Annotated in this window: 19 protein-coding genes and 1 other annotated feature; of the genes, 12 read left to right on the top strand and 7 right to left on the bottom strand. The window is 32.5% G+C overall.

Features of this window, described 5'->3' with window-relative positions; genetic code table 11:
- The first annotated feature begins 3 nt into the window (after positions 1–3).
- Genes J5Y03_RS12035 through J5Y03_RS12025 form a run of 3 tightly spaced genes read left to right on the top strand, consistent with a single transcriptional unit; the run spans position 4 to position 2776 of the window.
- Positions 4–1269 carry a branched-chain amino acid ABC transporter permease gene (locus J5Y03_RS12035; RefSeq protein WP_209405940.1) on the top strand — a complete coding sequence of 422 codons (1266 nt, stop codon included), beginning with the start codon at positions 4–6 and terminating at the stop codon, positions 1267–1269.
- A 13-nt stretch (positions 1270–1282) separates the two neighbouring features.
- A complete protein-coding gene (locus tag J5Y03_RS12030) occupies positions 1283–2053 on the top strand; it encodes an ABC transporter ATP-binding protein (protein ID WP_209405937.1) in 771 nt (256 codons plus the stop codon).
- A 15-nt stretch (positions 2054–2068) separates the two neighbouring features.
- Positions 2069–2776: an ABC transporter ATP-binding protein gene (locus J5Y03_RS12025; protein WP_209405935.1), complete on the top strand. Its 708-nt coding sequence runs from the start codon at positions 2069–2071 to the stop codon at positions 2774–2776.
- A gap of 194 nt (positions 2777–2970) precedes the next feature.
- Here the strand turns inward: J5Y03_RS12025 and J5Y03_RS12020 are convergent, their stop codons facing one another.
- Positions 2971–3387: a hypothetical protein gene (locus J5Y03_RS12020; RefSeq protein WP_209405934.1), complete on the bottom strand. Its 417-nt coding sequence runs from the start codon at positions 3385–3387 to the stop codon at positions 2971–2973.
- Positions 3388–3646: 259 nt separating this feature from the next.
- Positions 3647–3821, top strand: a binding site (T-box leader).
- Between the two features lie 61 nt (positions 3822–3882).
- Between J5Y03_RS12020 and J5Y03_RS12015 the strand changes: the two genes are divergently transcribed.
- From J5Y03_RS12015 to tyrS, 7 genes are all read left to right on the top strand, one after another.
- Entirely contained in the window at positions 3883–5268 is a 1386-nt protein-coding gene (locus J5Y03_RS12015) for a glycine--tRNA ligase (RefSeq protein ID WP_209405932.1), read from the top strand.
- A gap of 127 nt (positions 5269–5395) precedes the next feature.
- Positions 5396–6118 (top strand): Bax inhibitor-1/YccA family protein, encoded by a 723-nt coding sequence (locus J5Y03_RS12010; RefSeq protein WP_209405929.1) that lies wholly within the window; start codon positions 5396–5398, stop codon positions 6116–6118.
- Between the two features lie 538 nt (positions 6119–6656).
- On the top strand, positions 6657–6845 hold the full coding sequence (locus J5Y03_RS12005; RefSeq protein ID WP_209405927.1) for an NETI motif-containing protein: 189 nt from the start codon (positions 6657–6659) through the stop codon (positions 6843–6845).
- A gap of 67 nt (positions 6846–6912) precedes the next feature.
- The gene (locus J5Y03_RS12000; protein ID WP_209405925.1) at positions 6913–7152 is read left to right on the top strand and encodes a DNA alkylation repair protein; all 240 of its coding nucleotides are present in this window, start codon (positions 6913–6915) and stop codon (positions 7150–7152) included.
- Positions 7153–7573: 421 nt separating this feature from the next.
- Entirely contained in the window at positions 7574–9010 is a 1437-nt protein-coding gene (gene tyrP / locus J5Y03_RS11995; protein ID WP_209405923.1) for a tyrosine-tyramine antiporter, read from the top strand.
- Between the two features lie 60 nt (positions 9011–9070).
- The gene (tdc, locus tag J5Y03_RS11990; protein ID WP_209405921.1) at positions 9071–10957 is read left to right on the top strand and encodes a tyrosine decarboxylase; all 1887 of its coding nucleotides are present in this window, start codon (positions 9071–9073) and stop codon (positions 10955–10957) included.
- A gap of 110 nt (positions 10958–11067) precedes the next feature.
- The gene (tyrS, locus tag J5Y03_RS11985) at positions 11068–12330 is read left to right on the top strand and encodes a tyrosine--tRNA ligase (protein WP_209405919.1); all 1263 of its coding nucleotides are present in this window, start codon (positions 11068–11070) and stop codon (positions 12328–12330) included.
- 341 nt (positions 12331–12671) lie between these two features.
- Here the strand turns inward: tyrS and J5Y03_RS11980 are convergent, their stop codons facing one another.
- From J5Y03_RS11980 to J5Y03_RS11965, 4 genes are all read right to left on the bottom strand, one after another.
- The gene (locus J5Y03_RS11980; protein ID WP_209405917.1) at positions 12672–13232 is read right to left on the bottom strand and encodes a DUF6241 domain-containing protein; all 561 of its coding nucleotides are present in this window, start codon (positions 13230–13232) and stop codon (positions 12672–12674) included.
- Positions 13233–13433: 201 nt separating this feature from the next.
- Entirely contained in the window at positions 13434–14105 is a 672-nt protein-coding gene (locus tag J5Y03_RS11975) for a hypothetical protein (RefSeq protein WP_209405915.1), read from the bottom strand.
- Positions 14106–14117: 12 nt separating this feature from the next.
- Positions 14118–15215, bottom strand: a complete 1098-nt coding sequence (locus J5Y03_RS11970) for a DUF58 domain-containing protein (protein WP_209405913.1) — start codon at positions 15213–15215, stop codon at positions 14118–14120.
- The gene (locus J5Y03_RS11965) at positions 15212–16138 is read right to left on the bottom strand and encodes an AAA family ATPase (protein ID WP_209405911.1); all 927 of its coding nucleotides are present in this window, start codon (positions 16136–16138) and stop codon (positions 15212–15214) included. Before J5Y03_RS11965 ends, J5Y03_RS11970 begins: the two co-directional genes overlap by 4 nt.
- Positions 16139–16664: 526 nt before the next feature.
- Here J5Y03_RS11965 and J5Y03_RS11960 point away from each other — a divergent pair.
- Complete coding sequence (locus tag J5Y03_RS11960; RefSeq protein WP_209405909.1) at positions 16665–17114, top strand: dCTP deaminase/dUTPase family protein; 450 nt, start codon at positions 16665–16667, stop codon at positions 17112–17114.
- A gap of 71 nt (positions 17115–17185) precedes the next feature.
- On the opposite strand, the gene J5Y03_RS11955 is transcribed toward J5Y03_RS11960, so the two are convergent.
- Both J5Y03_RS11955 and J5Y03_RS11950 read right to left on the bottom strand, forming a co-directional pair.
- Complete coding sequence (locus tag J5Y03_RS11955; protein WP_209405907.1) at positions 17186–18574, bottom strand: peptide MFS transporter; 1389 nt, start codon at positions 18572–18574, stop codon at positions 17186–17188.
- Positions 18575–19410: 836 nt separating this feature from the next.
- The gene (locus J5Y03_RS11950) at positions 19411–20799 is read right to left on the bottom strand and encodes a peptide MFS transporter (RefSeq protein WP_209405905.1); all 1389 of its coding nucleotides are present in this window, start codon (positions 20797–20799) and stop codon (positions 19411–19413) included.
- 703 nt (positions 20800–21502) lie between these two features.
- Here J5Y03_RS11950 and rsgA point away from each other — a divergent pair.
- Positions 21503–22549 (top strand): ribosome small subunit-dependent GTPase A, encoded by a 1047-nt coding sequence (rsgA, locus tag J5Y03_RS11945; RefSeq protein ID WP_209405903.1) that lies wholly within the window; start codon positions 21503–21505, stop codon positions 22547–22549.
- The last annotated feature ends 136 nt before the right edge of the window (positions 22550–22685 follow it).

Here is a 22685-nt window from a genome sequence, read left to right as displayed (position 1 = left end):
TAAATGGATAAGATAAAAGGATATTTACAGCAAAATAAATTAGCTCAAGCCATCTTAATTTGTGTATATGTTCTTACAACATCTTTAAGCTTATATTTACTACAAGAATCTGTTGTAGCATTTTTATTAGTCTTATTTTCACTTTATTTACTCTACCTAACTCATTTTAAAAATAGTATAAAATGGATTTCTGCAATTTTTATACTAACCATATTGATACCATATGTATCGAGCCAAGGAACAGCATTTCAGTCGTATATGGATGTATCGACCTTAGTCGGTATTTATGTTGCAATGGCATTAGGATTAAATATTGTTGTTGGGTTAGCAGGCTTGTTAGATTTAGGATTTATTGCTTTTTTTGCAATAGGTGCATATACATATGCCATTTTTTCTACAAATCAAGTGACAAATTTTATTCATACTAATTTTTTCCCTTTAACAGGAAATTCATTTTGGCTATTCATCTTTATTGGCGGATTTGTTGCTGCTATATCAGGTATATTGCTTGGTATACCAGTATTACGTGTCAAAGGTGATTATTTAGCAATTGTAACATTAGGCTTTGGGGAAATTATTCGTATTGTTTTTAATAATTTAGATAGACCAATCAACTTTACCAATGGTGCAAAAGGAATCTCTGGCATTCCTTCACCTACTATTTTTGGATATGTGCTAAGTGATTCAAATCAATTTTATTATGTTGTATTAGCTTTATTAGGTATTGTCATTTTAGCAGTAACGAGACTAGAAAATTCAAAACTAGGTAGATCATGGAAAGCGGTTCGTGAAAACGAAATTGCAGCACAATCAATGGGAATCCACCTTGTTCGAACAAAATTATTAGCTTTTGCCATAGGTGCTTCGTTTTCAGGGATGATGGGGGTAGTATTTTCAGCTAAGCAAATGTTTATTGACCCTACAAGCTTTACGATGCTACAGTCAATAACAATTTTAGTTATGGTTATTTTAGGTGGAATGGGAAGTGTACCTGGAGTTATTTTAGGAGCGGCACTTGTTACAATTTTAAATCTACAAGTATTAACAGAAGTTACAAACTATCTAAATCAATTAACATTGGATGGGGTAATATCAATACCAACAGCATTATCACCTGCAAAAATGCAGCGCTTTATTTTTGGTATGGTATTAATTTTAGTAGCAATATTTCGTCCTCAAGGGTTATTACCTGCTAAAAATAAAAAAGTGAATAAAGAAGATTTAATTGAAACGCATACGGAAGAACATAAACAAACTATTTCAATGTAGGAAGGAGTGTACTATGCTAAAAATTTCAAATCTTACAAAGAAGTTTGGGGGACTAACTGCCGTTTGTGATGTGAATATTGAAATTAATGCAGGTACCATTACGGCTATAATTGGACCAAATGGTGCTGGTAAAACAACTTTTTTTAATATGATAACGGGTGTTTATACACCAACAAGTGGTCAGATTATGTTTCAAAATGAATCGTTAGTTGGATTAAAGCCTCATGCGGTATCTAGAAAGGGAATTGCTAGAACGTTCCAGAACATTCGCTTATTTTCAAGTATGACTGCATTAGAAAATGTGATGGTTGGGATGCATCAACATTTAAACTATAGTGTGTTATCGACTTTATTACATTTACCAACATATAAAAAGAAAGAAAAAATGGCAATGAAAAAAGCATATAAATGGCTTGAATATGTAGGTTTAGAAGAATTATATAACGAGGAAGCTGGGTGCTTATCATATGGTGCACAGCGGAGACTTGAAATAGCTCGAGCGCTTGCTACTGAACCTAAAATTCTATTATTAGACGAACCAGCAGCAGGTATGAATCCTAAAGAAACAAAGGATTTAACCAATTTGATTTATCAAATGAGAGATGACCTAAATTTAACAGTTGTTCTAATAGAGCATGATATGAAACTAGTAATGGAGATTTCCGAATATCTATTTGTTCTTGATCATGGTGAAAAAATAGCAGAAGGAAAACCAATTGAAATTCGAAATAATCCTAAGGTAATCGAAGCATATTTAGGAAAAAGTGCAGTAACTACTGCATAGTAAAGGAGTCAAAAAATGACACTTTTAAAATTGAATGAAATAAACTCGTTTTATGGTGGTATACAAGCACTTAAAAATATTTCGCTTGAAGTTAATGAAGGAGAAATTGTCACATTGATTGGGAGTAATGGTGCTGGGAAATCAACTACATTAAAAACAATAAGTGGACAAGTAAAACCGAAATCAGGAGAGATCTATTACAAAAATCAAGACTTGTTAAAGTTACCTACTCATAACATCGCCCTAAAAGGAATTGCTCACGTACCTGAAGGAAGGAAAATTTTTTCGAAACTAACTGTTAAGGAAAACCTTGAAATGGGTGCGTTTAGCGTAAAGGATAAAAAAATAATCAAAGAACGTTTAGAGAGAGTCTTTAATTATTTTCCTCGTTTACGGGAAAGAATTGATCAAAAAGGTGGTACCATGAGTGGGGGAGAGCAGCAAATGCTTGCGATTGGTCGTGCGTTAATGATGGGGCCATCCTTGCTTATGCTAGATGAACCATCAATGGGGCTCGCACCAATCATAGTGGAACAAATATTTGAAATCATTGAACAACTTAATAGTGAAGGAATGACAATTCTTCTTGTTGAACAAAACGCATATCAAGCACTTCAAATTGCACATCGAGGATACGTTATTCAGACCGGTGAAATTCAGATGGTCGGAGAAGGAAAAACACTCATGAATAATGAAGAGGTTAAAAAAGCTTATTTAGCATAAAAAATGACCCATTTGTGATAATATCGCAAAATGGGTCATTTTTTTACTTGTCAGAAGAAACTATTAAATGCTGATCTGATTAATTAAAATAAATAAGTTCATTTATTTTACGTATTGTTTGAGGTCTTAATCTAGAATGTTTTTAACAGTTTTAGCTACTGACAAAAAGTTGATTAAAAAGCGACCGATCTATATTAACGATTTTCAATAAATGATTTAATATCTTTCTTCATTGCATCATTTGAACTAGAAATAGAAGATTTTAAGCTATCTTCTAGCAAACTACGATTTTTATAAAATTGTTCGTGATTTGCATTGTAGTAATATTTTACAGCCTCTAAATCTGAAAAATATTGCTTACCAAGTTTTAATAGAAATGTTACTGGTAACCCCTCGATTGAAATAGTTTCAATTACTTTTATTGCAGAGCGATTTTCAGTTTTAACATTTTCTACTGGACTTGTATTTTCATGCATTGAAAGACTATTTAGTTGAATTTGACGTTTCTCTACAATGCGTTTCTTTTTTGATTTCAATAAGCGGAATGAATGTTGTTTATTTAATAAAACAGCAGAACGCTTTTTCTTCTTATTAAAAATACTGCTACTCATAGCCAGCACTCCTTTCAAAACTGATGACTAAACTATAAAACGACAATTTTAATAATACCAAAAAAAATAGTAGTATGTAAAGAGAAAAATCTTTACATGTGAAAAAGGACCGATTATATTAGTCTTTTGTCTCGCTTTAACAGGTAGTAGAACACAAATGATTGAATGTTCATTTTATGAATAGAAATGCTTAGTATGAATAGAATAGTATTTGACGAAAGTATGTATCATTTGTTAAAATCAATACATAAAATATACATATATAACGATGATAGAAAAAAGTAACTGATGAAAATCTTGTTTAGCGAATTGAGGATAGTGAGAGCTCAGTCAAGACCATCAGTGAAAGGCATTCTTGAGTTATTTCATAAAAGTGGATGAAGATTTTTCATCAACTAGGGTGGAACCGCGGGTGCATAGCTCTCGTCCCTAGGCGTTTATTGCCTAAGGATGAGAGCTTTTTCTATTTTCGTTAAATTAATGGAGGGTAAAAAAATGTCTGAAAAAACAATGGATGTTATCGTAAGCCATGCAAAGCATCGTGGTTTTGTCTTTCCTGGTTCTGAAATTTATGGTGGATTAGCAAATACTTGGGACTATGGTCCATTAGGTGTTGAATTAAAAAATAACGTAAAAAAAGCTTGGTGGAAAAAGTTTGTACAAGAGAGCCCATATAATGTTGGATTAGATGCTGCAATCTTAATGAATCCACGTACTTGGGAAGCTTCAGGTCATATTGGAAACTTTAACGATCCAATGATTGACTGTAAAAATTGTAAAGCTCGTCATCGCGCGGATAAATTAATTGAGAATGCTTTAGAAGAAAAAGGAATGGAAATTATCGTTGATGGTCTTCCTTTCTCAGAAATGGCAAAATTAATCGAGGAGCATAACATTGCATGTCCTGACTGTGGAAGTCATGATTTCACAGATATCCGTCAATTCAACCTTATGTTTAAAACATTCCAAGGTGTAACTGAATCAAGTACGAATGAAATTTTCCTTCGTCCAGAAACAGCTCAAGGGATTTTTGTTAACTTTAAAAATGTTCAACGTACTATGAGAAAGAAAGTACCATTTGGTATTGCACAAGTTGGTAAAAGCTTTAGAAATGAAATTACACCAGGTAACTTTACATTCCGTACTCGTGAATTTGAACAAATGGAACTTGAATTTTTCTGTAAACCTGGAGAAGAATTAGAATGGTTCAAATACTGGAAAGAAACAGCAAACAAATGGTTATTAACACTAGGAATGAAAGAAGAGAACCTTCGCCTGCGTGACCATAGTGAAGATGAGTTATCTCACTACAGTAATGCGACGTCAGACTTTGAATACAAATTCCCATTTGGTTGGGGAGAACTTTGGGGTATCGCTTCTCGTACAGATTATGACTTAAAACAACATATGGAATACTCAACTGAAGACTTTACGTATCATGATGCTGTAACGAATGAAAAATATGTACCATATTGTATCGAACCATCTTTAGGTGCTGATCGCGTAACATTAGCATTTTTAATTGATGCTTACGAAGAAGAACAATTAGAAGATGGTACATCTCGTACAGTAATGCATTTACATCCAGCATTAGCGCCGTTTAAAGCAGCGATTCTTCCATTGTCAAAAAAATTATCAGAACAAGCGCAAGAAGTATTTGCAACATTAGCTGCAGACTTCAATGTTGATTTTGATGAAACTGGTTCAATCGGTAAACGTTACCGTCGTCAAGACGAAATTGGTACGCCATTCTGTATCACTTATGATTTCGATTCAGTAGAAGATGGTAAAGTGACAGTTCGTGATCGTGATACAATGGAACAATCTCGTGTAGCTATTAGTGAATTAACAGCATTTTTACGCGAAAAAACACAATTTTAATTTCATATGAAACAGAAAAAAGATGTCCTTAGTGGCATCTTTTAACATATATAATAGTATTAGCTTGTTTAAACTTTTGGAAAATCAGAGAAAATGGTAAAATAATAAAAAAAGAGGAGTTGATATTATGAGAAGTTCGAATCCTATTTTGAATTCTGAACAATTAGCAAAAGCGAAATCTGCCCAGCATACAATGACCTTAAGTGGAACAGTCAGCAAAACAATCATAGCATTAATCATGGTTATTGCGACTGCTGGTTATTCATACTATTTAACAACACATGGTACTTTAAGCCCTAAAGTTTTTATTGGGTGTGCAATTACTGCGTTTATTATTGGCTTAGTTACAAGTTTTTCACCAAGGTTAGCACCAATTACAACCATAATCTATGCAGCGGTTGAAGGGATATTAATTGGAAATATATCAGCTGTTTTTGAAGCATCATATGGAATGATTGTACTTCAAGCAGCTCTATTAACAATTGCTATTTTAGCAGGTACATTAATTGCCTATGCAACAGGATTAGTCAAAGTTACAGATCGTTTCCGTTCAATTGTATTTGGTTTAACAATAGGGATAGCTGTTTTCTATTTAATCACTATTATCTTACACTTAATGCATGTTCCAGTACCATTTATACACCAATCTGGCCCAATTGGAATACTAGTAAGTTTAGGGGTTTTAATTATCGCATCCTTAAATCTATTTTTAGATTTTGACTTAATTACAAGAGGTATTCGCCAAGGTGCACCAAAACATTTTGAATGGTATTGTGCATTTGGATTACTCGTAACAATTATTTGGATCTATGTTGAAGCATTACGTTTTATTTCAAGATTAAGAGATTAATCATGTTTACTAAATAATTTCATAAAACCTTACTTTCATAAAAAATGAGAGTAAGGTTTTTTATTGGCTCTTTTCTAAGAGATTGTTGTTTTTAAAAGGCAGTTTTCGTATACATTATTGCTATTTTAGAATGCGTTAGTTGATACCAACTCCAGGATGCTCGCTTTCCGTGGGGCGATAGCTGAGCCTCCTCGGCAAGCCTGCGGGGTCTCAGCCTTCCCGCCATTCCCACAGGAGTCTCGCACCTTCCGCCCGAATCAACTTCTGTCTTTATAATTACAAATCCCAAAAGAAACAATCTTCTAGAAAAGAGCCTTTTAATAAGGCTATTATTAAAGCGAACAGTTGAAATCAACTTATCATATTAAATAGCAACATAGTGTAAGAAAACTACCTGTTGATTATAGTTTAATATTGAAGAATAAATGAACACAATAAATGAAATAACATTCGAATACAATAATTCATTCATTGTATACTATTATTTAGGATTACATAAATTTACAAACAAGTTTTCAAAAAGAAAGTAGGAAGTAATGTGAGTAAGAAAAAATTTGAAGTCTTTGAAAATGAATCAATTAATGATTGTTTAGATCGAATGAAAAGTGAAGGGTATACTCCTATTAAGAGAATGGAGGAACCAATTTTTAAAGAGGTTATCCAAAATGGAATGAAAGAAGTAGAACCTGTTGGAAGAAAAATTGTATTTGAAGGTAAGCAAATATAAACAACATGTATAACATTTTCGAATTTGGCAAAATTAACCTTAAATGAACGATTTGAGGTGACAACATATGCACAAACTCGTTTGTCCTCGGTGTAAAACAAATAAAAGTAGATTTTATCTAATTGAGCAACACCCAAAAGCCATTAAATTAGATCCACAAAATGGAAATGTTGAAAAAGAAGAATATTTAACTAGTGGCTTAGATCCATTCTTTGTTCCTTATAAAGGACCAGACTATTTAGTACAATGTGGAACTTGCGGCTTAATAGACAAGTCGATATTATTTGAAAAGGCTGCAGAACGGTAAGGTTACTTATTGAATTGTGACACAAGTTAGTAAAAATATTAATCATGGTTTTACTTTTAAACAATTTAAAACTGAAAAAATATTAATTGTTAACACAAAAAAGCATTCTAGAATTTAGAATGCTTTTTTTGTGTTCATTATATTTGAGTGAAGATATTAATTTTTTTCTGAAAAATGAAGTTTTTTAAAGGATCTTCTCTAATCCTTCTATCAAACATTGCTATATTAATCCTAAAAAATGTTTCAGTAGTTTTGCATTTCTATATTTAATCCTAAGTAAATTCTTGAGCATTTTTTCTATGTCAAAATTCACCAATTCCTTATTTTACATAATTATTATGTAATATGTCTAATTTAAAAAAGATGCAGCCTATGTTTTTTGATAAATTATTACATTAAGTATGGGAAAGAAGGAATTTTTATGGCTAATACAAAAAAATTAACACTATTTGGGTTAATTGGTATTACAATGGCTTTTTTTGGAACGGTGCGAAGTGTGCCGACTCTTGCAATTACTGGTTGGACCCAAATTTTCTATATGGTAATTGCTGCGTTTGCTTTTGCACTACCAATTGCGTTAATGTCAGCTGAGCTTTCAACCGTTTACCCTGTGGAAGGCGGGCCTCAAGTTTGGGTGAAAAATGGTTTAAGTGAGAAATGGGGATTCGTTACCTCATGGTTATTATGGGTTCAAATGTTTTTCGGGATGGTAATGGTTGCGTCAACTGTAGGTGTACTACTTGGTTACGTAATAAATAAACCTCATTTATCTTCAAATAATTACTTTATTTTTGCCGTAATCTTAATTTCATATTGGGGGGTAACGTTATTAAACCTTAAGTTTGATATGGTAAAGGTTGCGGGTAATTGGGGCGCTGTTATAGGTGTATACATACCGTTTGTGATCCTTGTAATTCTAGGTGTCATTTATCTGATTAAAAACGGAATTCAAGCTAATAGTTATTTAGGTGGTTTTAAGTCAAGTGATCTTGTTCCTAATTTTAAGGACTTAGGGAGTTTAACTTATTTATCAGGAATTATCTTTATTTTTGCAGGAGTAGAAATTTCTTCTGTACATGCGAATAATATTGAGAATCCAAAACGTAACTATCCAATTGCAGTTATTGCTTCTGTTATTTTATTAGCAATTTTTAATATCATTGCTGGGTTAACTGTTGCAAATGCAGTACCAAAAGGTAAATTGGAGCTTGCCAATATTACACAACCATATATGATTTTCTGTAAAAATTTAGGAATTCCAACTATCGTTGTTAACATCATTTCTTTAATGATTTTAATTGGTGTTTTAGTGCAGCTAAGTGCATGGGTACTTGGACCAAGTAAGTCGATGATTAAAGTAGCAGATGAAGGAAATTTACCGAAGTTCTTTCAGAGGAGAACAGAGAAAGATATTCCAATCACTTTTGTAATGATTCAAGCAATTGTTATTTCGTTAGTATCGATCTTATATATAGTTGTTCCAGATGTTAACAGTGCCTTTTTAATTATAACCATTACAACAACGATTTTATATTGTGTTGTGTATATTTTAATTGCTATTGCAGCCGTTCGTTTGCGCTATAAGAAACCAGACCTTGAAAGACCTTTCAGATTAGGTAGCAGAGGGAATGGATTAATGTGGACTGTCTCTATGCTTTCACTGATTAGTATTGTTTTTACGATTATTGTAAGTATTATACCGCCATCTATTTTAAAACCAAGTCAATATACTGGATATATTATTTATCAAGTGGTTGCTACAGTAGTAATGATTGCAATAGCACTAATCATCTTCAAATTAAAAAAACCTGAGTGGAAGAAAGATACATCACCAGAGGATATTAAGAAATCAAGTTAAAAAATAAGCTTTCGAACTTACTGTGAAAAATAGTTGAAATAGTATTGGAGGAAATAAAAAATGAACTATGAGATGCCTGATATTAATTTAAAAGCACTATTCTTAGGAGATAAAGGTGAAAATGCCGATTTATTTAAAGAGCTATTAATCAAAATGGTAGATGAACATGTAGGCTGGCGTCAAAATTACCAACCACAAGATTTACCAGTTATTACTCCACAAGATAAAAGTTCACAAAGTTTTGAAGAAACAGCAGATCATGTCCGCAGTGTAATGGATTTATTATCTTCAAAACTTCGGACTAACTCATTACCATGGCATTCGGCAGGGCGGTTTTGGGGACATATGAATTCCGAAACATTAATGCCAGCTATTATTGGGTACACAGCTGCAATGTTATGGAATGGGAATAACGTTGCATATGAATCTTCTCCTGCCACTTCACAAATGGAAGAAGAAGTAGGACACGAGTTTGCGGCTCTTATGAGTTATAAAAAAGGTGAGAGTTGGGGGCATATTTGTGCGGATGGTTCGATTGCTAATCTAGAAGGCCTTTGGTATGCAAGAAACATGAAATCTCTTCCTTTAGCTGTTAAAGAAGTAGCTCCTCAATTAGTCGAAAATAAATCAGATTGGGAATTATTAAACATGACTACAGAAGAGATATTAGATATTATGGGAAAAATTCCTGATAAAATTGATGACATAAAAGCACATTCAGCACGTAGTGGTCATCATCTACTAGAGCTGGGTAAATGGTTAATTCCACAGACAAAACACTATTCTTGGCTAAAATCAGCGGATATTATTGGTATAGGACTTGATAGTGTAGAAGCAATTGATGTTGATCACAACTATCGCATGGACATTGGTAAACTTGAAGAAAAAATCCGTGAATTGGTTGCGAACAAAATACCTATTCTGGGTGTGGTAGGCGTTATTGGTACAACAGAAGAAGGACAAGTAGATCGTATTCATAAAATTGTTGAGCTGCGTGAAAAATTAGCAAAAGAGGGAATTTATTTTTACATTCATATCGATGCTGCTTATGGCGGGTATGCACGATCAATATTCCTAGATGAAAACAACGAATTTATTGATTATGAAAAAATTGATGAAGTGTACGAAAAATATAATATCTTCAATGAGAAAAATGAATGGCTGACAGAAGATATTTACAATTCTTTTAAAGCAATGAAAGACGCAGAAACCATTACGATTGATCCACATAAAATGGGGTACATCCCATACTCGGCTGGTGGGATTGTCGTAAAAGATATTAGAATGCGTGACGTCATTTCTTACTTTGCAACATATGTATTTGAAAAGGGAGCCGATATTCCTGCATTACTCGGTGCATATATGCTTGAAGGTTCTAAAGCGGGGGCAACTGCAGCATCAGTTTGGACAGCCCATAAAGTATTACCATTAAACGTGACTGGTTATGGGAAATTACTTGGTGCAAGTATTGAAGGAGCTTACCGTTTTTATCATTTTTTACAGGATAAAAAATTTAAAGTTGGTGATAAAACGATTAATGTTTATCCATTAACAAAACCTGACTTTAATATGGTTGACTATGTGTTTAATGAAGAAGGAAACACAGATTTAGCAAAAATGAACAAATTAAATCATGATTTCTATGGTGAAGCTTCTTACGTTAAAGGTAATATCTATCACAATGAATTTATCACTTCTCATACAGATTTTGCCATCCCTGACTATGGGAACAGCCCACTTCCATATGTGAAAAGTATTGGGTTTAGTGAAGAGGAGTGGGAAAAAGAAAGAAAAGTAACAATCCTACGAGCTTGTGCATTATCACCGTATGCTCATGATAAAGAAGTATTCGATGAATTCGCTAGTAAGATTGAAAACGCAATTCAAGAAAAACTTGAAAATATTTACAATGTTGAACATGAAAGTGATAATGAGACATCTCATTAAGATGCAGAATACGATTAAGAATGGTCCTTATGTTTTTAGATATAGGGACTTTTGTTTTTAGACAAACTAACATAGTAAATTCTTATAAAAATGAAAGGGGCTAGAAAAGCATGAATATCATTGACGAATTAGAATGGCGTAATGCGATTAACCAACAAACAGATGCGGAAGGGCTACGTGAACTAGTAGACGACAAAAAAATTTCTTTGTACTGTGGGGTAGATCCAACTGGGGATAGTATGCATATTGGTCACTTAATCCCATTTATGATGATGAAACGTTTTCAATTAGAAGGGCATCATCCAGTCATTTTAATTGGCGGAGCAACTGGAACAATCGGTGATCCAAGTGGACGTCAAACAGAACGTCAATTACAAACATTAGAACAAGTACAACAAAATGTTGATGCATTGACGGCACAAATGAAAAAGTTATTCGACTTTGGTGGTAATAGTGAAGTTAAAATGGTAAATAACTATGACTGGACACATCAGATCAACATTATTGATTTCCTACGTGATTATGGGAAGAATTTTAGTGTGAATACGATGTTAGCAAAAGACATTGTAGCGAGTCGTTTAGAGACTGGAATTTCATTTACCGAATTTTCATATCAAATTCTACAATCATTGGACTTTCATCACTTATACAAACACGAAGGAGTACAACTACAAATTGGTGGTAGTGACCAATGGGGCAATATTACAAGTGGATTAGATTTAATCCGTAAATTAGAAGGGCCAGAGGCAAAAGCATTTGGATTAACGATCCCTTTACTGTTAAAAGCGGACGGAACAAAGTTTGGTAAAACAGCAGGAGGAGCGATTTGGTTAGATCCAGAAAAAACAACTCCATTTGAATTTTATCAATTTTGGATAAATACTGATGATCGTGATGTGATTAAATACTTAAAATTCTTTACATTTTTAACAAAAGATAAAATCGATGAATTGGAGACAAAAGTCCAGACAGAACCTCATAAGCGAGAGGCGCAAAAGGCCTTAGCGGAAGAAATGACAAAATTTGTTCATAGTGAAAATGCATATAGTCAGGCGGTAAAAATTACAGAAGCATTATTTAGCGGAGATATTAAAGGCTTAACGGCTAATGAAATTGAACAAGGCTTTAAAGATATGCCTACTTTTTATACTTCAAAAGAAACAAAAAACATTGTAGAGTGGCTAGTTGATATAGGTATTGAACAATCAAAACGTCAAGCAAGAGAAGATATAAACAATGGAGCAATTTTTATGAATGGAGAAAGAATAAATGATGTGAATATAGACGTAAAAGCGGAAAACTCATTTGACGAAAGATTTATAATTATTCGTAAAGGGAAAAAGAATTACAGCTTAATAAAATTTAGAGAATAGGTAATGTTATTTGTAATTACGAAGAATAAACTATGCATTAACCAATAAAGTGTTGTTCGTAGAAAAAATATAAAATAGGAGAGTCAATTAACTCTCCTATAAGTATTTAGGATACTTTATTTTGATCTTAAATAATTAACTACCGCTTCTGTAAACAATTTGTCTTCCATTCATTGCTTCTTTTACAAAAGCGTCAATTTGTTTTTGACAGTTCACTGGCTCATTCTTACCAAGAAGAAGTAACATTGGTGAAAAAAGGGCATCCCATAAGTCAATTAATTGACTAATAGGTCAGCCACTATTAAATCTTAGTTGTATAAATGAGTCTAATTAATAATCTATCAACGAAAATTGTTTTCGATAAACTCTTTTTCTTCCCGTGTAGTTAATTGATCGGTAGCTTTTCCAATTTTCCCACCCTGAATTTTCCAAAGTTCATTATGATCATCTACAATTTTATTAAAATCATTTTGTTTCCATTTAGTTAAAATTGAGATTAATTTGTCTTTATGAACAAAATCACTTTGTTTTAGAATGTCATAAATAACATCTACATGATCTTTGGTCATTTCAATTGCACCTTGTTTATGTTCAGCTTGAACTTTTTGATGTGTCATTAAATGCATATCCTCGATAATAGCCTCTTCATTAGATGACTTACTTATAATGAAGTCCTTTTTTGCACCCTTCACTTTCTTTGTTTGCTCAGGGCGATATAGATTGTATCCATATTTTTTCTCTACTTCATCTAGAGTTTCATTTTTCTTCATAGTAACAATTGTTTTAGTTTTTTTCTCAGATTGACTCTCTTTTTTATCTGCATTTTTCATTATGTAAAAAGATATTGTACAGATTATGATGATAACAAAAACAATAGAAAAAGGATAAATTCCGCGTTTCAAATTTTTTCCTCCTTTCCTTTAATAAAGTAAAAATAGGTTGAACTTTCACTAGATTACTAAAAAATAAGCCTAAATTAATCTTCAAGTGGTTCGATTAAAATGGATATCAATTACGTTTGAAAAAGTGGGGGAAGTGAATACGCTTTTAATAATTGATGATGTTTTCAAATTACCAATTTTTTAAAAGTAAACCTTTCCTTTTTAGGAATAATCTAAAAACTTTCGAGCGATTTCGATTTCTTCATTTAATAGTTGTTTTTTTCCGTATCGAACTTTTTCGTAAAATGGTACAAACTCAACATCTTTTCCAATTCTTTCAAACCATTGTTGAATGGTTTCATATGTTCTTCTTTGTTGAGTTTTAGGAAGCTGTTTTTCCCATTCTATTAACATGATCCTAATTTGTTCAGTTGGTAAAAGTGATTGTTTAGTTAAATTCGTTTGCTTTTTATTTGGTTTTCTTGTATTTAATAATTGATGAGTCTCTTTCGTTGGTAAGTTAGATTGGATTTTTTTCTTTCTCTTTATAAAAAATATTATTGAAATGATACTAAGTAAAATAATAATTATAATTATAATTATGATATATAAAAACAACATGTCATTTTGATTAGAATGATTAGAAAGCCCTGTTTTTTTGTTTTTAATTAGTGGTATATTCTCTCTTGTTTGAAGATTTTTTCCTGGCCCCAAATTATCATGGGTTATCCATCCATAAAGTGTTTTACCACCAAATGGAATTGGTGAAAATCTTTTCTCATGTGGTATCTTTGCTTTAATCATTTGCTGAGTGAATAGGATTCCAATTGCAAGTATTAAGGATAGGGGAAGTGCAATTAGAACAATCCGACTAATTCGTTTGAAATAATCCATTCCTTTTCCCTCCTAACTAGTTATCTGAATACATTGATTTTTACGTGTCATTTCCATAGGAGGAATTCCGATAATAAGTGGTATGGAATCTGGTTTCTTGCCACGAAAGACATTTCGATAAAAATAATAAGTTGAGATTGGTGCTTCACCATCATTGATTAAGGAAAACAACTCTAAGGCTGCCTGTAATTGTTTTCTATTATTACTTAGAGGTATATGGGTTAAACCATTTGGTGTTACGCGATTTATCCAAAGTTCATACGAGCAATTTTGTTGGATTAATTGTTTACAGACTCCAATCGCAATTTGGATGAATTCTTCACTTTGTTGATGAAAGGACAACCCGTGACGATCAGCTAAGTTTACGATAACAGCATAGCGATCACTCTGAGTAAAATCATATTTTTTCGCCATAAGCTCACCAGTCTTTGCGGTGGCTCCCCAATGAATTGAACGAAAATCTTCATTTTCATAGCGTTTAACACCAATCAATTTCGTTTCATCGAATAGTGGTGAAACTAATGCTTTTCTTGTACCTTGATATTCCATGCTTTCAGGAAGATGGGCTTTTCTTATGTTTGGATAAACAAGGAAAGTAGGATGATTCTGACTGTAAAAATAGATAGAAATGAGTCGTAACGGATCTTTTACAGTTAGACAGGCATTCTGCCAAGTATATTTCCCTCTTTTTAAAGCAAGTGTTTTGAATGTAAATGTTCTTTCTTCTTTACTTTGCATTGAAAAGGGAAGAACATAATAATTTTTGTTATACTCTTTTGAAATGAATTGTTCATTTTCCCATTGTAAGGAATCATCTGAAGCGAAATGAAAAGACATTTCATAAACCGTAAAGGATGAAATGTTATGAAAAGTTATTGAACAATCTGTTTCTTCCTCTGTAAATAGGTAAACTTGTTTTTGCTTTATATCCCACTCAATATCACATTTTCTTGCAAAATAGTGGGAATAGGCAACAAGAATTAAATGAAGCAAACAAACTGCCAGAAAATATACAGTATGACTGAATATTGAAAGTAAAATAGTTAAACAAATTGATAAACCGATGGTCGTCGGTTGTGCAATCGGATGAAATTCGTATTTCTTTTTCATAATTGTTCCACTGGAGCAAAAACCGTTTCTAAAATTTCAGCCATTATCTTCTGTTTGGTTGTTTTCATTTCTCCTTCAATTGTTAGTGAAATACGATGACTACACACTGGGATTGTTAATACACGTACATCTTCAGGAGTACAGTAGTCCCGTTCGTTTAAAATCGCACGTGCTTGGATGGCTCTTGTAAATGCTAATGTTCCTCGAGGACTTACCCCCACTTCAATTTGATCATGATTTCTAGTTTCATTAATAATTTGAAGTAAATAATCAAGCACCTCTTCATGAATCGTTATTTTTTTTGCTTCTTCTTGATAGGCGATGATTTCCTCACATGTAATGACACTTTGTAATTCAAGAATCGGATTAGTTTCTTTAAATCGTAAAATCATTTCTTTTTCTTGTTGAATTGAAGGATAACCTTGGCGAATTGTCAGTAAAAAACGATCAAGTTGTGCATCTGGAAGTGGAAATGTTCCTGCAGATTCTAAAGGGTTTTGTGTTGCTAGGACAAGGAAGGGTGAATGTAATTGATGTGTTTTTCCTGCAATGGTAACTGTACGCTCTTCCATTACTTCTAGTAAAGCAGATTGAGTTCGTGGAACCGCACGATTAATTTCATCAACTAAAACGATATTTGAAAAAATTGGACCTTTTCGGATTTTAAAATCCGATTCTTTTAGATCGAAATATTCAAGTCCAGTCACATCACCTGGAAGTGTATCAGCTGTGAATTGGAGACGTTTAAAGTCAGCACTAATTGATTTTGCCAAACTTTTTGCAAGTGTAGTTTTTCCAGTTCCAGGAACATCTTCAAGCAAGATATGACCATTTGCAATCAAACCAATCATTAATAAATCAATAGCCTGTTCTTGTCCAATAAGAACATTTGAAATGTTTTGTTTAATTTTGTAAATTGACATAGTTAAATACTAATCTCCTTATTATTTTAGTAGAATTAAGTAAACAGAAAATTCCCTCTTATAAAACTTTACAACATTTATTCGGTATTGTAAAAAAAATCTTATGCTTATAGTGAACCTATATTTTAAGGAAACATTTGTTTGAATTTGGCTCTTTTCTAAAAGATTGTTGCTTTTATTTAAGATTCTTTAATTTTAATGACAGAAGTTGATTGGAACGGAAGGGTGCTCGACTCCTGTGGGAGATGCGGGAAGGCTGAGACCCCACAGGAGCGTATGCGACGAGGAGGCTCAGCTCACGCCCCTAGGAAAGCGAGCATCCTGGAGTGGAAATCAATTTACACATACTGAAATTGCAACAATATATACTAAAACAGCTTAGAATTTAAAGAAACTCGAAAATAGGAAAAGTAATTAGTAAATGTTTTAAAGTACTAATTTTTAATAATGAAATTGAAGTGAAGGCTACAATACCGGTTTTATGGTAAACTAGATAAGTAAAATTTTTATTAAAGGGTGAAAGTAATTGGAAAAAATACGCGGATTTGAAGTAGCAAAAGGATTTGAAGAACTGAAACCAAATCTTCCAAAACGTTCAACACAATTTGCAGCTGGTTACGACTTTGAATGTGTTGAAGAAGTGGTTATAAAGCCGAATGAAATTAAGTTAGTTCCAACTGGAATTAAAGCATATATGCAAAGAGATGAGTATTTAGGTTTGTATTTACGCTCATCTATTCCATTAAAAAAAGGTCTAATGAAAGGGAATTCGGTAGGAATTGTTGATTCGGATTATTACAGTAATCCCTCTAATGATGGACATATCATGTTCCAAGTAATAAATGTTAGTAATCAACCAGTTGTCATTGAAAAAGGGGAGAGAATAGGACAGGGAATCTTCCAAAAGTTTTTCCTAACTGATGATGATATCGCTGGAGGAGAACGTACTAGCGGGTTTGGAAGTACTGGCAAATAAGAGAATAGTATAAAGTGGATATTAAGTATACATAAAAAAGCACTCCATTAGGAGTGCTTTTTTGAATGTTATTAGTCTAACATTTTTGCTAATTTTGGTGAAATTGCAAGTAAGATTAAACCTATTCCAACAGCTACAGCACCGATATACACGAATACTTCAAGCATACCTAAACTTGTTGTTAAAGCTGCTAAATAACCAGATAATGTATTTGCTACGAAACTTGATAAGGTCCATACACCCATTAAAAGTGAAGCATATTTTAATGGAGCGTATTTACTTACTGCAGATAAACCAACTGGTGATAATACTAATTCACCTAAAGTATGGAAAAAGTAAGTCAGAACCATGAAAATGATGTTAGCTTTTGCAGTAATGTGATTTGGATCTGAACCAGTCTTCATAACAGCAAGAATTACGAAAATGAACCCACAGCCTAATAGTATAATACCCATTGCCATTTTAGCTGGAATGCTAATGTTTTTACCAGAACGTGCTAATTTAATCCAGAAAGATGAAAGGATTGGTGCAAGTAAAACGATAAATAATGGGTTAATTGATTGGAACCATTCTGTTGGAACAGTAAAGCTTCCAATTTGTCTGTTAATAAATTTATCAGTATAAAGTGTTAAAGATGAACCTGCTTGTTCAAATCCTGCCCAGAAGAATACAACAAAGCAAGTTAAGATAACAATAACAAGTGTTCTTTGTTTTTCTTTTTTCGTTAAAGGAATTTTTTTATCAATTGATGTTGCATTTTCTTTTAGCACTTTTACGCTAGGTTTTGTACCTTTATCCCCTAAATATTTATTGCCAAGTAAATTAAAACACAATTGCCCAATAATCATACCAATTGCTGCAGCTAAGAAGCCATATTTATATCCAAATGTTGTTACTCCACCTGAATGTGTAGCAAATAAGTTTGAAGATAAGTAACCAACTACTAATGGTGCAAAGAAAGACCCAACGTTAATACCCATGTAAAAAATTGTGAATGCTGCATCACGACGATCATCGTTTTTTTCGTATAATTCACCAACAAGAGTAGAAATATTTGGTTTAAAGAATCCATTACCTATAATTAATAGTGTTAATCCAATATATAACCCAGTAGAACTATTAATTCCGAAAAGAACGACATTTCCCGCTGCCATTATGATACCACCAATTGTAATAGCGGTACGCTTTGCAATAAAGTTATCTGTTAACCAACCACCAATGATTGGTGTGAAATATACTAAACCTGTAAATAGTCCATAAAGGCTAAGTGCCCAACTTTCTTTAAAACCTAGACCACCTTGGATGGCTGTACTTGTTAAATATAGTACTAAAAGGGCACGCATACCATAATAACTAAAGCGCTCCCATGCTTCTGTAGCGAATAATAAGTACAATCCTGGTGGATGTTTCTTTTTCGCATTTGGTTGATTTACTGAATTTGTCTGAGTTGCTACGCTCATTCCTATTCCTCCCCATGTTGTGAATCTTTGTGCTAATCATTAGATAATTGTTGCTAATTTCTAAACTATTCTGTCAATTTGTTGTAAATCGAAAAAACTTCGACAAACTTCGACAAAAACTAAATAAAAAAAGTAGCCCTATAAAACAGGCTTGAAACTAGAAAACTAAATTATTCATATCCTATAACAATATGTAAATTTGAGTTCTGTAATAGTATAGCACAAAATAATCAGTATTTGTAAAAAAAACACCTAGTCTGAAAGTTTGAAAAATTAAACCGATTGAATTTTAGGTAATTCACACTATATTAAAAGAGTGTTAAATTACTTTTCTGATGATAAATACCTAAAAATATTATTAATCAATTTTTCTAAAAATACAAGCCTATTTATAAAAGTAGAAATATTTTGTATATTAGAATAGTCAGATAATCATTATAAAACACTGTTATGTAAGGGTTTTCAATGTCGAGAAAAGAAAAAATAAAGATAAAGTTCCAATAATCTGTTTTATTTGAAAGTTTATGTAAGTAGGTTAAACTAAGTTTAATTTTTGGGATAATAAAAGTGATTAATAGGAAACGAGTGATGTATAATGAGTAATTTTTAATTCTAAATGCATTTGTGTCCTTCGATTGACTAAGTGGACTAAATAAACTTTGAACAATTAGCATGGAGAGAATTGGACAAGGAATCAAAGTTTTTCCTTACTGATGATGACATCGCTAGGGGAGAACATACTAGTGGGTTTAGGAGTTCAGGCAAGAGAATTATATAAACCAATCATTTAGAATACATAAAAAAGCACTCCATTCGGAGTGCTTTTTTGAATGTTATTAGTCTAACATTTTTGCTAATTTTGGTGAGATAGCAAGTAAGATTAAACCTATTCCAACAGCTACAGCACCGATATAGATGAATACTTCTAGCATTCCTAAACTTGTTGTTAATGCTGCTAAATATCCAGATAATGTGTTTGCTACGAAGCTTGATAATGTCCATACACCCATTAAAAGTGAAGCATATTTTAATGGAGCGTATTTACTTACTGCAGATAAACCAACTGGTGATAATACTAATTCACCTAAAGTATGGAAGAAGTAAGTAAGAACCATGAAAATGATGTTAGCTTTTACAGTAATGTGGTTTGGATCTGAACCAGTCTTCATAACCGCAAGAATTACGAAAATGAATCCACAGCCTAATAATATAATACCCATTGCCATTTTAGCAGGAATGCTAATGTTTTTACCAGAACGTGCTAATTTAATCCAGAAAGATGAAAGGATTGGTGCAAGTAAAACGATAAATAATGGGTTAATTGATTGGAACCATTCTGTTGGAACAGTAAAGCTTCCAATTTGTCTGTTAATAAATTTATCAGTATAAAGTGTTAAAGATGAACCTGCTTGTTCAAATCCTGCCCAGAAGAATATAACAAAGCAAGTTAAGATAACAATAACGAGCGTTCTTTGTTTTTCTTTTTTCGTTAAAGGAATTTTTTTATCAACTGCTGACGCATTTTGTTTTAGAACTTTAACGTTTGGTTGTGTTCCTTTGTCCCCTAGGAACTTGTTGCCAAGTAAATTAAAACATACTTGTCCAATAATCATACCAATTGCTGCAGCTAAGAAGCCATATTTATATCCAAATGTTGTTACTCCACCTGAATGTGTAGCAAATAAGTTTGAAGATAAGTAACCAACTACTAATGGTGCAAAGAAAGCCCCAACGTTAATACCCATGTAGAAAATTGTGAATGCTCCATCACGACGATCATCGTTTTGTTCGTATAATTCACCAACAAGAGTAGAAATATTTGGTTTAAAGAAACCATTACCTAATATTAATAGTGTTAAACCAATATATAAACCAGTAGCACTATTAATTCCGAAAAGAACAATATTTCCAGCTGCCATTATGATACCACCAATTGTAATAGCGGTACGCTTTGCAATAAAGTTATCTGTTAACCAACCACCAATGATTGGTGTGAAATATACTAAACCTGTAAATAGTCCATAAAGGCTAAGTGCCCAACTTTCTTTAAAACCTAGACCACCTTGGATGGCTGTACTTGTTAAATATAGTACCAAAAGGGCACGCATACCATAATAACTAAAGCGCTCCCATGCTTCTGTAGCGAATAATAAGTACAATCCTGGTGGATGTTTCTTTTTCGCATTTGGTTGATTTACTGAATTTGTCTGAGTTGCTACGCTCATTCTTATTCCTCCCCAATTTTTTATTTTTAAGTATTAACTTAAATAATTGTTGCTAATTTCTCAACTATTCTGTCAATTTAGTTTAAATAAAAATTCATAAATCTACAAAAATCGACAAAATCAGCTAAAAAAAGTAGCCCTATTGAAATAACAGGCTTGAAACTAGAAAATTAAATTATTCATATCCTATAACAATATAGAATTTTTTTCTTCTGTAATAGTATAGCACAAAATAACTAGATACTGTAAAGAGTTTATAAAATCAGAAAATTTTAACGATTACAAAAACAGTTTATAGGTAATTTGTACTAACTTTTGAGTTGAGTAATTTGCTTTCCTAATGTCAAATACCTAAATGTATTATTAATCAATTTTTCTAAAAATACAAGCCTATTTATAAAAGTAGAAAAATTCTGTATATCAGAATAATTGAATAACTATTTCGAAATACTGTTATGTAAGTGTTTTCATTAGCAAGAAGACAAAAAATAAGGAAAAAGTTCCAATAGTCTATTTTATTTGAAAATTCACGTAAGTCACATAGACTAAGTTTAACATTTTGGATATAATAAAAGTAATAAACAATGAAACGGAGTGATGTATAATGAGCAAATTTCTAATTTTAAATTTAACTTATTATCTAATTGAGGGGCATAAAGTGATCTAAGTTCACTAGTGTCCTTCAAAATACTAGGAGGACAAAATGAATATTGAACAATTAGGTTGGAGAGAAGAGTACGGGATTATTGAAGATCAATATGAGGTTGCACGTGTGATTTCGGAACAAAGAAAATTATATAAACTTCATAATGGTGACTCTGAGCTTGTTGGTGAAGTGTCAGGTAAATTTGAGTTTGAAGCCAAAATGAAAAGTGAATTCCCAGCAGTAGGTGACTGGGTTCTTATTGAAAAGCTAGCATCTGAACAAAAAGCCATTATAAAAAAAGTTTTACCAAGGATTAGTCAGTTTTCAAGGCAAGCTGCAGGTGGAAAAACTGAAGAACAAATTGTTGCTGCTAATATTGACTTTGTTTTTATTGTAATGGCTTTAAATAATGACTTTAATATAAGACGTTTAGAACGCTATTTGCTTGTTGCATATGAGAGTGGAGCAAATCCAATTATTATATTAACTAAAAAAGACTTATGTTTAGATTTAGATGAAAAGTTACAATTAGTAGATGAAATTGCATTTGGAGTACCAATCTATTCAGTAAATAGTCTGGATGGTGAGGGGATTTCAGAAATACGTGATCTAATTACGGAAGGTAAAACAGTCTCATTATTAGGTTCTTCTGGAGTTGGAAAGTCTACCTTATTGAATGCTTTATTAGGGGATCAAATTCAAATTACTCAAGGTGTACGTGAAGGGGACGATAGAGGAAAGCATACGACTACTCATCGTCAGTTGTTTTTTCTTCCTGATCATGGAATGGTTATAGATACACCTGGTATGAGGGAGCTCCAACTTTGGAGTGGGGAAAATCATTTAGACTCGACCTTCTCAGACATTGACGAACTTGCAAACCAATGTAAATTCTCGGATTGTCAGCATAAAAATGAACCAGGGTGTGCTGTTCAAAAAGCCATTGAAGAGAATAGATTGGATGCACAGCGACTAACAAGTTATCGGAAATTACAAAGAGAGCTTGCATATGCTGAACGAAAACAAGATGCATCATTAGCGAGAGTTCAAAAAGAGAAATGGAAGAAAGTTCATAAACTAATGAATTCTAAACAATATAAATAGGGCGAAAAGGTATGGTTTTTACCATATCTTTTTTATTGATATTTGTGAGATGCCTAAATAAAAAGTAAAAATCAGTCTTAAGACTGATAGAAAACCATGCGGAAGTTTGTATTGACAATCGAATAATAACGATAAG

This window comes from Gottfriedia endophytica, assembly GCF_017814275.1.
GTDB lineage: Bacteria > Bacillota > Bacilli > Bacillales > Bacillaceae_G > Gottfriedia > Gottfriedia endophytica.
The sequence above is the reverse complement of the archived record's forward strand: the minus strand, read 5'-3'. Positions and strand labels throughout refer to the sequence as shown.